General features: G+C 72.3%; 10 protein-coding genes. 4 read left to right on the top strand and 6 right to left on the bottom strand.

The window, feature by feature from the left end; genetic code table 11:
- Nucleotides 1-71: 71 nt before the first annotated feature.
- Nucleotides 72-983: a universal stress protein gene (locus ACFQBR_RS26300; protein WP_267947983.1), complete on the bottom strand. Its 912-nt coding sequence runs from the start codon at nt 981-983 to the stop codon at nt 72-74.
- A gap of 222 nt (nt 984-1205) precedes the next feature.
- Here ACFQBR_RS26300 and ACFQBR_RS26295 point away from each other — a divergent pair, with 222 nt between their 5' ends.
- The gene (locus ACFQBR_RS26295) at nt 1206-1925 is read left to right on the top strand and encodes a DUF998 domain-containing protein (RefSeq protein WP_267947982.1); all 720 of its coding nucleotides are present in this window, start codon (nt 1206-1208) and stop codon (nt 1923-1925) included.
- Here ACFQBR_RS26295 and ACFQBR_RS26290 read toward each other — a convergent pair.
- Both ACFQBR_RS26290 and coaA read right to left on the bottom strand, forming a co-directional pair.
- Nucleotides 1915-4086 (bottom strand): HelD family protein, encoded by a 2172-nt coding sequence (locus ACFQBR_RS26290; protein ID WP_267947981.1) that lies wholly within the window; start codon nt 4084-4086, stop codon nt 1915-1917. The two genes, ACFQBR_RS26295 and ACFQBR_RS26290, sit on opposite strands and share 11 nt — an antisense overlap.
- Before the next feature lie 632 nt (nt 4087-4718).
- A complete protein-coding gene (gene coaA, locus ACFQBR_RS26285; protein WP_267950234.1) occupies nt 4719-5624 on the bottom strand; it encodes a type I pantothenate kinase in 906 nt (301 codons plus the stop codon).
- 331 nt (nt 5625-5955) lie between these two features.
- On the opposite strand from coaA, the gene glmS reads away from it, so the two are divergent.
- Entirely contained in the window at nt 5956-7809 is a 1854-nt protein-coding gene (gene glmS / locus ACFQBR_RS26280) for a glutamine--fructose-6-phosphate transaminase (isomerizing) (RefSeq protein WP_267947980.1), read from the top strand.
- 99 nt (nt 7810-7908) lie between these two features.
- Here glmS and ACFQBR_RS26275 read toward each other — a convergent pair whose 3' ends face one another.
- The gene (locus tag ACFQBR_RS26275; RefSeq protein WP_344179890.1) at nt 7909-8292 is read right to left on the bottom strand and encodes an STAS domain-containing protein; all 384 of its coding nucleotides are present in this window, start codon (nt 8290-8292) and stop codon (nt 7909-7911) included.
- A gap of 149 nt (nt 8293-8441) precedes the next feature.
- Complete coding sequence (locus ACFQBR_RS26270; protein ID WP_344179892.1) at nt 8442-8990, bottom strand: ATP-binding protein; 549 nt, start codon at nt 8988-8990, stop codon at nt 8442-8444.
- Between the two features lie 300 nt (nt 8991-9290).
- On the opposite strand from ACFQBR_RS26270, the gene ACFQBR_RS26265 reads away from it, so the two are divergent.
- Together ACFQBR_RS26265 and ACFQBR_RS26260 are read left to right on the top strand one after the other, a co-directional pair.
- The gene (locus ACFQBR_RS26265; protein WP_267947977.1) at nt 9291-10199 is read left to right on the top strand and encodes a helix-turn-helix domain-containing protein; all 909 of its coding nucleotides are present in this window, start codon (nt 9291-9293) and stop codon (nt 10197-10199) included.
- A 416-nt stretch (nt 10200-10615) separates the two neighbouring features.
- Nucleotides 10616-10852 (top strand): DUF397 domain-containing protein, encoded by a 237-nt coding sequence (locus ACFQBR_RS26260; protein WP_267947976.1) that lies wholly within the window; start codon nt 10616-10618, stop codon nt 10850-10852.
- Between the two features lie 349 nt (nt 10853-11201).
- On the opposite strand, the gene ACFQBR_RS26255 is transcribed toward ACFQBR_RS26260, so the two are convergent.
- Nucleotides 11202-12548 carry a KamA family radical SAM protein gene (locus ACFQBR_RS26255; protein ID WP_267950233.1) on the bottom strand — a complete coding sequence of 449 codons (1347 nt, stop codon included), beginning with the start codon at nt 12546-12548 and terminating at the stop codon, nt 11202-11204.
- Nucleotides 12549-12842: the final 294 nt, after the last annotated feature.

Raw genomic sequence — 12842 nt, 5'->3', positions numbered from 1 at the left:
AACGCCTTTACGCGGCCGGGACCGCGCCCTTCACGAAGGGCCGCGCCCCGGCGCGCGTCCGCCCCCGGGGGTCACCGCAGGATCGCGACCGGGCCGCGCGCGCCGTGCAGGACGGAGTGGCTCACCGACCCGAGCAGCAGCCCCCGGAACCCCCCGCGTCCGCGCGACCCCACCACGATGAGGTCGGCGGGCGTGGCCTCCTCCAGGAGCGCCACCACCGGGTGCGCGCGCACGACCCGGGTGCTCACCGCCACGCCCGGGTGGTTCAGGCGGGCGTCCGCCAACTCGTCCTCCAGTGCCTGGCGGGCCGCCTCCGCCGCGGTCGCGTCGTCGAACAGCTCCGGCGGGATCGGCCCGGTCGCGGCGGCGAACGCCACCAGGGGCTGCCAGGCGCTCACCGCGACCAGTTCGGCCCCGGCGAACTCCGCCTGCCCGAAGGCGAAGTGCGCCGCCCTCCTGCTGGGTTCGGACCCGTCGACGCCGACGATCACCCGGCCGCGCACCCCGTGCGCCGCGGCGTGGTCGCGGGGCAGCACCACCACGGGGACGGGCGAGCGGGCGGCCAGTTCGATGCCCACGGAACCGACGAACGCCGCGACGATCCCGCTCAGGCCGCGCGACCCCACGACCACGGCGACGGCGCCCTCCGCGGCCGCCTCCGCCAGCAGCGCCTCCACCGGGCGCGCGTACGACAGGCGGGTCTCCACGCGGAGTTCGGGGAAGAGCCGCCCGACCCAGTCGCCGGCGTACCCCAGCAGCTTCTCGGTGTTCTGCGTGTCGGTCTCGTCGGGGGGCTCCGCCCGGTCGGTCCACCCGTGCCCGCCGAAGACGCCCGCCGAGGCCACCGGCCCGGCGGCGGCGACGATCCGCAGACCGAGACCCCGCAGCGCCGCCTGGTGCGCCGACCATTCCAGCGCGTGGCGGCTGGACTCCGTGCCGTCGACCCCCACGATCACCCATCGCGTCGTGGATGCGCCGTCCATGCGTGCGCCCTTCTCGTCGGTCGTCCCGTATCCCGCGTGTCCGCCGGTGTCCCCCGATGATGCCGGGTGAACACTCAACCGCGGATAACAGTGCCGCCGCGAGTTGGGTGACGTCGTGCCCCGAAAAGCGTAGGGTCCCAGGACAGCGGTGTTTCGACGGCGACCTCGCCGGTGTGTCCCGCCCGGGGGACGGGTGGGACAACCGTGAGAGCAGGGGGCACGATGCCAAACTCCGGGCAGCTGCACTGGGACTCCAGGGACGGCAGGGTCGCCGCGGTCGCGGCCGCCGTCGCCTACAGCCTGTGGACGCTGGAAGTCGTCCTCCCCGGCGGCGGGACGGCCGCCCAGGGCGCGCTGGCGGACCCGGACGCGGCCTTCGGCCGCTTCCTGGACAGCGCGCACCGCGTGGCCGCCATCCTGGTGGTGGTCGCCGCCGCGCTGGGGCTGGCCATGGGAGCCCGGGAGACCGTCCCGTGGCTCACGGTCTCGTGGTGGTCCATGGCCGTGTTCGGCGCCGCCTCGCTGGTGGCGGCGGTGCTGCCCGGGCGGTGCGTGGTGGCCACCGACGCGGCGTGCGCGGCGGAGTCGCTGGCGGAGGGGGCGGGCGGCACGACCGCGGCCCAGGGCGTGTTCGCCCTGGTCGCCATCCTCGCCGCCCTGGTCGGGGTCGCGATGCTGGCGGTGGACCGGTACCGGGCCGGGGACCGGGCGTGGCCGCTCGTCGCGGTCGTGGCGGTGCTCCAGGCGGTGGCCGCCGTCGCCGTCCTGGTCCTGGCCTTCCGGGTGTACGCGGCGGCGGCCGGGGACGGCCCCGGCGCCGCCCCCGGCCTGCTGGAGCGCGCCCACCTGGTGACGGTCGCGCTGTGGCTGCTCGCCGCGGGGCTCCTGCGCGGCCCGTGGAGGCGCACCGGGCCCGCCCGGCCCGCGGACCTCAGCCCGTGACGGCGTCGCGCAGCGCCTCCGGGAGGGGGCGCTCGTGCACCACGTGCAGTGTGCTGACCGCCCGGGTGAGCACCACGTAGAGCCGGTTCACGCCCCGTTCCTCCGCGTCGACCACCGCGGCGGGCTCGGCGACCACGACGGCGTCGAACTCCAGGCCCTTGGCGAGAGACGCGGGCACGGCCACCAGGCGGCTCGCGTCCAGCCCGGCGCCGTCCTCCCCGAGCAGCGGTACGGGCAGGCCCTCGGCCGCGAGGTCCGCCCTCAGCGCGGCGAGGCCGGCGTCGGCGGCGATGAGGCCGACGGAGCCCTCCCCCTCCAGTGCGGTGCGGCACGCGTCCGCCACGGCCGCCGCCAGCCCTCCGGCCGCCGGGGTGACACGGAGCGACCCGGGTGAGCGGCGCACCGCCACCGGGGCGCCGAGCCCGGGGGCGATGGCGGGCAGGAGCCGGGCCGCGAAGTCGATGATCTGGGCCGGGACGCGGTACCCCCGGTCCAGGACCCTGAGGTGGCCGGTGGGCTTGCCGAGGTGTTCCAGGAGCGTGGACCAGTTCGCGGCGGCCGAGGGGCTGGTGCCCTGGGCGATGTCGCCGAGGACGGTGAGCGAGCCCGAGGCGCACCGGCGGCCCACGGCGCGGCACTGCATCGGGCTCAGGTCCTGCGCCTCGTCCACCACGATGTGGCCGAGACCGGCGGGACGTCCGATCAGGGCCGAGGCCTCGTCGATGAGTGCCAGGTCCTCCTCCGACCAGCGGGCGCTCCGGGGGCCGCGGGGCCGCCCCGGGAGGAGGACGGCGGCCTGCTCCTCCGGGCTCAGGAGGCCGTCGGCGGCACGGGCGAGCCGTTCGGGGTCGGTGAGCAGGCCGAGCACGAGCTTGATCGGGTCGGCCTTGGGCCACATGGCGGTGACCGCGGACCGCACGGCCGGATCGCGGCGCACCTGCGCGTGGGTGCGGTCGTCGCACGCCTCCCCCTCGCCCTCCATGAGGCTCAGGACGGCGTGGGCGATGCGGTGGGAGAGGAGTTCCCGACCGGAGCCGTAGGCGACGCCCCGCTCGGCGAGCTCGTCCAGGAGCGGGCGCAGGTCCTCCGGGTACAGGCGCCAGCGGCGCGAACCGCGGCGGACCATGACGGCCTCCTCCGGAGTGCGCAGGTGGGACCACAGGTCGCGGCGCAGGACCTCGGCCATGCGCGCCCGGCCCTTGACCCGGGCGGCGGCGGGCTCCTCGACCCGTCCGATCCACCCGGCCGCGGGGCGGGAGCGCTCGGGCAGGTCGCGGGTGAGCAGCTCGGTGACGGTGGTCTGGTGGACGTCGACCTCGCCGAGCGCGGGCAGGACGTCGTGGATGTAGGAGAGGAAGGAGCGGTTGGGCCCGATGATGGCCACACCGCTGCGGGACAGCCGTTCGCGCTCCGTGTAGAGGAGGAAGGCGATGCGGTGCAGGCCCACCGCGGTCTTGCCGGTGCCGGGCGCCCCCTGGACGCACAGGGTGGTGCCGAGCGGTGCGCGGACGAGGTCGTCCTGCTCGGGCTGGATGGTGGCGACGATGTCGCGCATGGGGCCGGTGCGGGGGCGCTCGATCTCCGCGTTCAGGAGTTCGCCCCCGCCCTGGCCGGCCTCGGGAGGGGCGTCGGTCAGCGCCTCGTCCTCGAAGGCGGTGAGCAGCGCCTCGGGTTCGGCGTCCGGTCCCGGGGTGACGGTGGTGAAGCCGTAGCGGCGCCGGACCCGGACGGACATCCGGTCCTGGGGCGAGGCCCGGTAGTAGGCGACGCAGATCGGGGCGCGCCAGTCCAGGACCATGGGGCGCCCGGACCTGTCGTGGATGTGGCGACGGCCGATCTGGACGCGGTCGGCGTCGGCGGAGCCGTCCGGGGCGGGGGCGCCGCCGGGGTCGTCGTCGAAGAAGACGGTGCCGGGGTCGAAGTCGAGGCGGCCGAAGAAGAGGGGCGCGCCCGGCACCTCGGCCAGGGCGGCGAGGCGCCGCTCGCGGCCGCGGCGGAGGGCCGCGTTGGTGACCTTGTCGTTGACGACGTCGCCCAGCACGAGTTCGCTGCCGGCGACCTCCTCGCGCATCCGCCGCAGGGCCTCGCGGGCGGCGGTGAGCCGGTCGCGTTCGGCCTGGAGCGCGTCGTTCGAGGGCACGGAGGGATCGGTGGTGGTCATGACGAAGACCTCGGGAGGTTCGGCGGGACAGTGGCGCGGCGACGCGCGTGCGCTGGTCCCGCCCCGGAGCCCGCGAGGGGCCCGGTTCGTTCCGATCCTTGAGAGCGCACGACACCCGGTGAAGGGGCGCGGCCGAAAAGAGAGACCACACTAACCCGCCGTCCGGCCCCGGCCAAACCGGCCTCCCGCGCAGCGAGCCCGCGAGCTCGCCGAGAGCAGCGAGGGGCGTGCCAGGGTCCTGCAGGAGGAGCCGAGCCGCGAGCGAGGAACGAGCGACAGGCGAAAGCGACGACGAAGGGAGCCGGCCTGAAGCGTCCCGAGGCCGCGCAGCGAGCCCGCGAGCTCGCCGAGAACACCGAGGGACGCGCCGGACCCCTGCAGGAGGAGCCGAGCCGCGAGCGAGGAACGAGCGACAGGCGCAGACGACGACGAAGGCCCCTGGCTTCCGACGCCCCGAGGCCGCGCAGCGAGCCCGCGAGCTCGCCGAGAACACCGAGGGACGCGCCGGACCCCTGCAGGAGGAGCCGAGCCGCGAGCGAGGAACGAGCGACAGGCGAAAGCGACGACGAAGGGAGCCGGCCGGAAGCGTCCCGAGGCCGCGCAGCGAGCCCGCGAGCTCGCCGAGAACACCGTCAGGTCTTGCGCAGCCGCACCCGCCGGACGCGGTGGTCGTCCCCCTTGTAGAGGATGAGGGTGGCGCGCCCCCGCGTCGGGCGGATGTTCTCGACGAGGTTGACCTCGTTGATGGTGCGCCAGGTGTTGGCGGCGAACTCCAGGGCCTCTTCCTCGCGGATGGTGGTGGCCATGTGGTGGAAGTAGGAGCGGGGGTCGGAGAACGCGGTCCGGCGCAGTTCGCGGAAGCGGTCGAGGTACCAGTTGCGGATGTTCTCGACCTTGGCGTCGACGTAGATGGAGTAGTCGAAGAAGTCGGCCACGGCCAGGCGTCCCGCGGTGGCGGGCTGGAGGACGTTGATGCCCTCGACGATGAGGATGTCGGGGCGGTGCACGGACTGCCGTTCGCCCGGGACGATGTCGTAGTTCAGGTGGGAGTAGACGGGGATGTCGATGCGGTCGGCCCCGGCCTTCATCTCCGACACGAAGCGCACGAGCGCGCGGCGGTCGTAGCTCTCCGGGAAGCCCTTGCGCCGCATGAGCCCCCGCGACTCCAGGACGGAGTTGGGGTACAGGAAGTTGTCGGTGCTGACCAGTTCCACGTTCGGGTGGTTGGGCCACTGCGCGAGGAGGGAGCGCAGGAGCCGCGCCGTGGTGGACTTGCCCACGGCGACGCTGCCCGCGACGCCGATGATGAACGGCGCCGGGCGGTCCGCCTCGCCGAGGAAGGCGCGGACGGCGGCGTGCCGCTGCTGGGTCGCGCCCACGTAGAGGTTCAGCAGGCGCGACATCGGCAGGTAGACGTCCCGCACGTCCTCCAGGGAGGTGGGGTCGGTGGTACCGCGGAGCTCTGCCAGGTCGGCCTCTGTCAGGGAGAGGGGTGTGGAGGCCCGTAGGGCCGCCCAGGCCGCCCGGTCCAGCTCCACGTACGGTGAGGAGAGGCCGTTCTTCGTCGTGTGAGACACGAATGACCACCCTAGACGAGGGGGTCGTCCGGATTCGGCAGCCGGTCCCCGCTAGCCCCGAACCGGGGCGGAACGTGCCCGAAACCACACGTTCACGGTGGTGTCTCCAAAGGTTTTTCGGCGGGTCGCGAGCCGGGGGAAATCGGTTCCACTCGGCGCCCCCGCATGCCCCCCACCTGCGTGGTATGGCCCCCATGCACCAAATGGTCTATACCGCCACCTGCGAAAACAACCAGTGGTATGGGTAGGTGGTTGGTCGATCCGGCGTCCTTTTTCGCCTACGCTGGCGGCCATGTGCGGAATCGTTGGCTACGTCGGGCCGCAACCGGCGCTTCAGGTCGTCGTGGACGGCCTCGCAAGGTTGGAGTACCGCGGATATGACTCCGCGGGTGTGGCGGTGCTGGGCGACGGCGCCCTGCGCACGGAGAAGCGCGCGGGCAAGCTCGCCAACCTGCGCCGGGCCCTGGAGGAACGGCCGATCTCCGGCGAGGGGGCCGGTATCGGGCACACGCGTTGGGCCACCCACGGTGCCCCGAACGACGTCAACGCCCACCCCCACGTGGACAACGGCGGACGTGTCGCGATCGTCCACAACGGCATCATCGAGAACTTCGCGGCGCTCCGCCTGGAGCTGGAGGAGCAGGGCTGCAAGTTCCTCTCCGAGACCGACACCGAGGTGACCGCGCACCTGCTCAGCACCGAGCTGGCCGAGCGCGGCGACGGGGACCTGCCCGCGGCCATGCGCGCGGTGTGCAAGCGGCTGGAGGGCGCTTTCACCCTGGTCGCGACGTCCGTGGACGACCCCGACCTGGTGGTGGCCGCCCGTCGCAACTCGCCGCTGGTCGTCGGCCGCGGCGTGGGCGAGAACTTCCTGGCGAGCGACGTGGCCGCGTTCATCGCGCACACCCGCGAGGCGGTCGAGCTGGGCCAGGACCAGGTGGTCGAGCTGCGGCCGGACTCCGTGGTCGTCACCGACTACGAGGGCAACCCCGTCGAGGTCCGCGAGTACCACGTCGACTGGGACGCGTCCGCCGCCGAGAAGGGCGGCTACGACTACTTCATGCTCAAGGAGATCGTCGAGCAGCCGCGCGCGGTGGCCGACACGCTCCTGGGCCGCCTGTCGGTCGACGGGCTGCTGACCCTGGACGAGATGCGGCTGACCCCGGAGGACCTGCGCTCCGTCGAGAAGATCGTCATCATCGCCTGCGGGACCTCGTACCACGCGGGCCTGATCGCCAAGTACGCCATCGAGCACTGGTGCCGCATCCCGTGCGAGGTCGAGGTGGCCAGCGAGTTCCGCTACCGGGACCCGATCCTGGACCAGCAGACCCTGGTCATCGCGATCTCCCAGTCCGGCGAGAGCATGGACACCCTGATGGCGGTCCGCTACGCCCGGGAGCAGCGCGCCCGCGTGCTGGCGATCTGCAACGTGAACGGGTCGACCATCCCCCGCGAGTCCGACGGCGTCCTGTACACGCACGCGGGCCCCGAGGTCGGGGTGGCCGCCACCAAGACCTTCATGACCCAGCTGATCGCCTGCTACCTCGTCGGCCTGTACCTGGCCCAGGTGCGCGGGCTGAAGTTCGGCGACGAGATCACGGCGGTCATCGCCCAGCTCGCCACGATGCCGGAGCAGGTCGACAAGGTCCTGAAGACGGTGGAGCCGGTCCGCGAGCTGGCCCGCTCGCTCTCCGACGCCGACACGGTGCTGTTCCTGGGCCGCCACGTGGGCTACCCGGTGGCGATGGAGGGCGCGCTCAAGCTCAAGGAGCTGGCGTACATGCACGCCGAGGCGTTCGCGGCCGGCGAGCTGAAGCACGGCCCGATCGCGCTGATCGAGGACGGCCTGCCGGTCGTCGTCGTGGTGCCCTCCCCGAAGGGCCGCAGCGTGCTGCACGACAAGATCGTGTCGAACATCCAGGAGGTGCGCGCCCGCGGCGCCCGCACCATCGTGATCGCCGAGGAGGGCGACGAGGCGGTGCGCCCGTACTCGGACGTGCTCATCGAGATCCCGGCGGTGCCGACCCTGCTCCAGCCGGTCGTCGCGACGATCCCGATGCAGGTGTTCGCGTGCGAGCTGGCCCTGGCCAAGGGCAACGACGTGGACCAGCCGCGCAACCTGGCCAAGAGCGTCACGGTCGAGTAGGGGGGACATCCCTCCTGGGGGCGCTTCCGGCACGGCCGCCGGGGGCGCCCCCTTCGCGTGCGGCGTCCGGCCGCCGGGGCGCCCGCCGAGGGGGCCGGGTCAGCGCAGGGCGCCGGGCGGGTGTCCGTGGCGGGGCGCCGCGTGGGCGGCGACCGCCGCGGCGACGCCGTCGTGGGTCGCCAGGACGTCGCGCAGGCCCAGGACGTCGAGGATCCGCGAGAGCTGGCGAGTGGGCCCGGCCAGGAGGAGGTGGTGCTGGACCCTCGTGGCCCCGCGCAGTGCGCGGACGAGCATGTTGACGCCGGAGGCGTCGATGAACTCCACGGCGGACAGGTCGACGACGACGCAGCCGTCCGCCGTGGCCGCGGTGATCCGGGCGAGCGCCCTCTCCGCGGTGGCGATGTCGATCTCACCGGTCAGTCCGACGACGGTGGTGGTCCCGTCGCAGAGGAACTGGTCCTGTTCCGTGTCCAGCACGGCCACGCCTCGCTCCCGGGATGGGGTGTGGGAAAGTCCTGTCACGACGCGGTCGGTCAAATACCGACATGCGTTGACAGCCTACTCTTCCCGGGCGGCTCCGCCGCGTCGTCCACAGCTCCCGAGGCACCGCGGCCGCGCGGTTGCGGGGTGGGTCAGTCCTCGCCGCCGCACACGGCCCAGACGACCTTGCCGCCGCGGCCGAGCGGGTTCCAGCCCCATTCGCGGCTGAACGCCGCGACCAGTCCGAGGCCGCGGCCGGACTCGGCGAAGTGGTGCGCGTCCATCTTGACCGGCGCCTTCGCGCTCTCGTCGGCGACCATGCACAGGATCCCGCCGCGCTCGCCCAGGCGGCGCAGTTCGACCACCACCGGAATGCCCGCGGGGTCCCCCTCCCCCGCCACGGCGTGGCGGCAGGAGTTGCCGACGAGCTCGGAGACGATCAGCCGGACGTCCTCCTGCACGCCCTCGGCGTCCCACTCCTCCAGGACGGACGCGGCGAAGTCGCGTGCCCGGCGGACCGAGCCGGGGACGGAGCCGAACGCCCTGGCGGCGCCCTCCTGGGACCGGGAGGCCTGGCCGACGGCGAGGCGGCACGGCGGGTGGTTCCACCGGGACGGGAGGTCGTCCGACGCCTCCGCGAGGGAGGGACGACTCCAGGACGGCCCGGAGTCCAGCTCCGAGGACACCAGCTCTGCGTTCATCACGGTCCTCACGAGTGTGATGGCGGGTTCGCGCGGACTTGCCTGACGCGACCCCCTGTGGCTTACATCTGTAAGACACGGATGCACGTGCAGTTCAACGTCCGGGCAAGACTATAGGACGAACGACCCTTATCGGTAGATCCTCGTCAAAGAATTCCCACACGGGGACGCGCGTTTACTCCAAGCCCAGAAGAGGCGCTTAGGCCACGAACCAATCCCCCCTCGCCCCTGTCCGCAACCTCGGACGCGTGGGTATACTGAGCGGTCGCTACGGGCCAAAGCCGCTACACAGGAGGCGATGTGGTCGCCGATCACGCAACGAATCTCCAGGTCACTCAAGATTTTCTGGCCAATTCCAGTGGTGGCCCCACCGTCCTCCGCATTCTCCTCGGAACCCAGCTCCGGCGGCTCCGCCAGGAGAAGGGCATTTCGCGGCACGACGCCGGATACGCCATCCGGGCCTCCCACGCCAAGATCAGCCGCATGGAGCTCGGCCAGGTCAGCTTCAAGCGCCGGGACGTGGACGACCTCCTCCAGCTCTACGGGGTGGACGACCCCCAGCAGCGCGAGGCCCTCCTCGGCCTGATCTCCAGCGCCAACGCCCAGGGCTGGTGGCACAAGTACGGCGACGTGCTGCCCCAGTGGTTCGGCGTCTACGTCGGCCTGGAGGAGTCCGCCTCGATCATCCGCACCTACGAGGTCCAGTTCGTCCCGGGGCTGCTCCAGAGCGAGGACTACGCCCGCTCGGTCATCCGGCTGTCCCGGACGGCCACCTCCGAGGAGGACGTCGACAGCCGGGTGATGATGCGCATGCACCGCCAGCGCAGATTCGTGGAACCCCAGGCCCCGCGTCTGTGGGCCGTGATCGACGAGGCCGTCCTGCACCGCCCCTACGGCGACGCCGAGGTGATGCGCGGCCAGGTCGAGCACCTGATCGAGATGGCCCGGCGCCCCAACATCACCATCCAGATCGCGACCTTCGCGATGGGCGGGCACCCCGCCGCGGGCGGCCCGTTCAGCATCCTGCGGTTCCCCACCCCGCAGCTGCCCGACGTGGTCTACCTGGAGCAGCTGAGCAGCGCCCTGTACTTCGACAAGTACGAGGACACCAACCGCTACTCCCAGACGATGGACCACCTCGCCACCCAGGCGCCGCCGCCCACCGCCACCGAGGAGATCCTCCGCGGCTTCCTGGAGCGCTACCCCTGACCCTCCCGCCTCCCCGCACCCTCCGCCGCACGCCCGGTCGCTCTCAGCGCCCGGGCGTTCGCTTTGCGCTCCCGGAGCGGGTTCCCGGCTGACCGGCTTCGGCCACGAGTGGAGAACGATCCGGCCCCGGAGAACCGCGCGCCTCTCCCCCACGTTAGGTGTGACGTGCGGTTTCGGACCCGAATCACCCGCCGTCCTTGCATAGGTACTTACGGACGTAATCACCAATGCACGTGCATGAGCTACGCTCTGACTCGCACCGGGACGAAACAACCCACCACGGGACGGTTCGCCCCCGACAGGGCGTCCCACCGCAAGGCGGGCCCGGTGGCGAGACACGACGGGCGCGGTGAAGGATCTACCGCGTGTGGACAGATCCCCGCTCACGAGTCCCCCCGAAGTTCCAGGAGGTTGAGATGCATCCGATCTACAACGGCGTTCCCGCGAGCCGGCTGCCCAAGGTCGTCTGGACCAAGAGCAGCTGGAGCAATCCGGACGGGAACTGCGTCGAGGTCGCCGCGCTCCCGGACGGGGACATCGCCGTGCGCAACTCCCGCGACCCCCAGGGGCCGGCGCTCGTGTACACCCCCGCCGAGATCGAGGCCTTCGTCCGCGGCGCCAAGACCGGTGACTTCGACGCCCTCCTGAGGTGACACCGCCCCGGAGGGCCGCGACCCCCTCGCCGCACCTCCGACCTCCCCCGTCCCCGCCCCCGGTCCCCCGCGACCGCCCCACCGAGACCAGCCCCGGAAGACGTCCGCGCCGATGGCCCCCGTGACCACCCCGGTTCACGGGGAGGCCTCTCCGTCCACGGCGCGGACGCACGCGGAGCCCGGCACCACGATGTGGTGCCGGGCTCCGTCGCGTCCGGCCGGGGCCGCCGGCGCGGCCCGCCCCAGGGACGCTCCAATTCCCCTGGGACGGGGCGCCGACGGCCCCGCCTGGCCTCCGCGGTCCTTCCGATGCCCTGTGCCCGGGCCCCGCTCCGCGGACGGGCGGTTCCTACAGGCGGGTGGGGTCCACCGGTCCGCCGCTCCCGCCGACCGGCGGAGCCTCCCACGGGAAGTGGGTGGCGCCCAGGGCGGGCTTGAGGTCGAACAGCCACGCCGCCTTCTCGTCGTACTTGGCGAAGAAGGGGCGGCCGACCAGCTCCGGGTCCCGGGCCTGGATGAAGCGCAGGACGAAGACCTTCTCGCCCGCCACCTCCGCCACGCCGTCCACGCAGACCTTGCCCGGCGTCGCCGACATCGAGGGCCCCCGCACCGTGCGGGCCAGCCCGGACACCTTCGTGTAGGCGCCGCGGAAGATCTCGTAGGCCTCGGCGAGCGGGACCGCGAAGTAGTCCTGGGGACCGGTGTCGCGCTCCACGAACATGTAGTACGGGACCATCCCGTGCCGCAGGTGGGTGCGCCACATGCTCTCCCACACGGCGGGGTCGTCGTTGATCGTGCGGATCAGCGGCGCCTGCGTGCGGATGACCGCCCCGGTCGAGCGGACGCGGCGGACCGCCTCCTGGACCAGCTCGGGACGCATCTCGTTCGGGTGCGAGAAGTGGGCCATGAACGCGAGGTTCTTGCCCGACGCGACGACCTTCTCGAAGAGGCGCAGGGTGTCGTCGGCGTCCGGGTCGGTGACGAAGCGCTGCGGCCAGTAGGCCAGCGCCTTCGTACCGATGCGGATGGCCTCCAGGTGCTCGATCTCCAGCAGCGGCTCGATGTAGCGGGAGATCACCCCCTCGCCCATGATCATCGGGTCGCCGCCGGTGAACAGCACGCTGGTGACCTCGGGGTGCGTGCGGACGTAGTCGACCAGCTGGTCGATCTCGCTCGACGCGAACTTGAGGTCGGCGTCGCCGACGAACTGGGCCCAGCGGAAGCAGTACGTGCAGTACGCGTGACAGGTCTGCCCCTGCTTGGGGAAGAAGAGCACGGTCTCCTTGTACTTGTGCTGGACGCCGGGGATGGGCTCCTCGTCGGCCGTCTTCGGCACGTTGAGGTCCATCTGTCCCGCCGGGTGCGGGTTCAGACTCGCCCTGATCCGGTTGGCCGCGTCGTTGAGCTCCTTGCGCGGAGCGCCGGAACGCAGCAGGTCGGACATCCTGGACACGTCGCCCGGGGGCAGCATGTCGGCTTGTGGGAAGACCAGCCGGTAGATCGGATCGTCCGGAGCGGCATCCCAGTCGATCAGCTCGTCGACGACGTAGCTGTTGACGCGGAACGGCAGCACCGTGGCCACCGCCTGCACCGCGAGCCGCTCATCGGCGGCGAGACCGGCTCGCGCGGTGAGCTCGTCGAGGTGTTTCGTCGTGTAGGCACGAAACCGACGTCCGGCGGACGGGGACTGTGCCACGTCTGGCGTAACGCTCACGCTTCTCCTCTCCTGTGTGTGTGCAGGGCCGCCCCCGGGCAATCGGGCAGCCCTGATCCGGCGGCTCCGGTGCGGGTGCACCGGTCGACCTCCGGAACGGTGATCCAGTGTGGTTGTCCTACGCTCTCGGAGCGTGATGAGGCCCTGAGCCAGCGAGCGGATATACCCGGATTAGGGCTTTTGTACCCATCTCACGCCAAGTCCAGCCCTGACCAGGACATACGGGAAGTATCCTCGCATGAGTGGACGAACAGGCCTTACGGCGTCGCCCCGGGA

Origin of the sequence: Nocardiopsis tropica (genome assembly GCF_042660575.1) — a bacterium.
GTDB lineage: Bacteria > Actinomycetota > Actinomycetes > Streptosporangiales > Streptosporangiaceae > Nocardiopsis > Nocardiopsis tropica.
The sequence above is the reverse complement of the archived record's forward strand: the minus strand, read 5'-3'. Positions and strand labels throughout refer to the sequence as shown.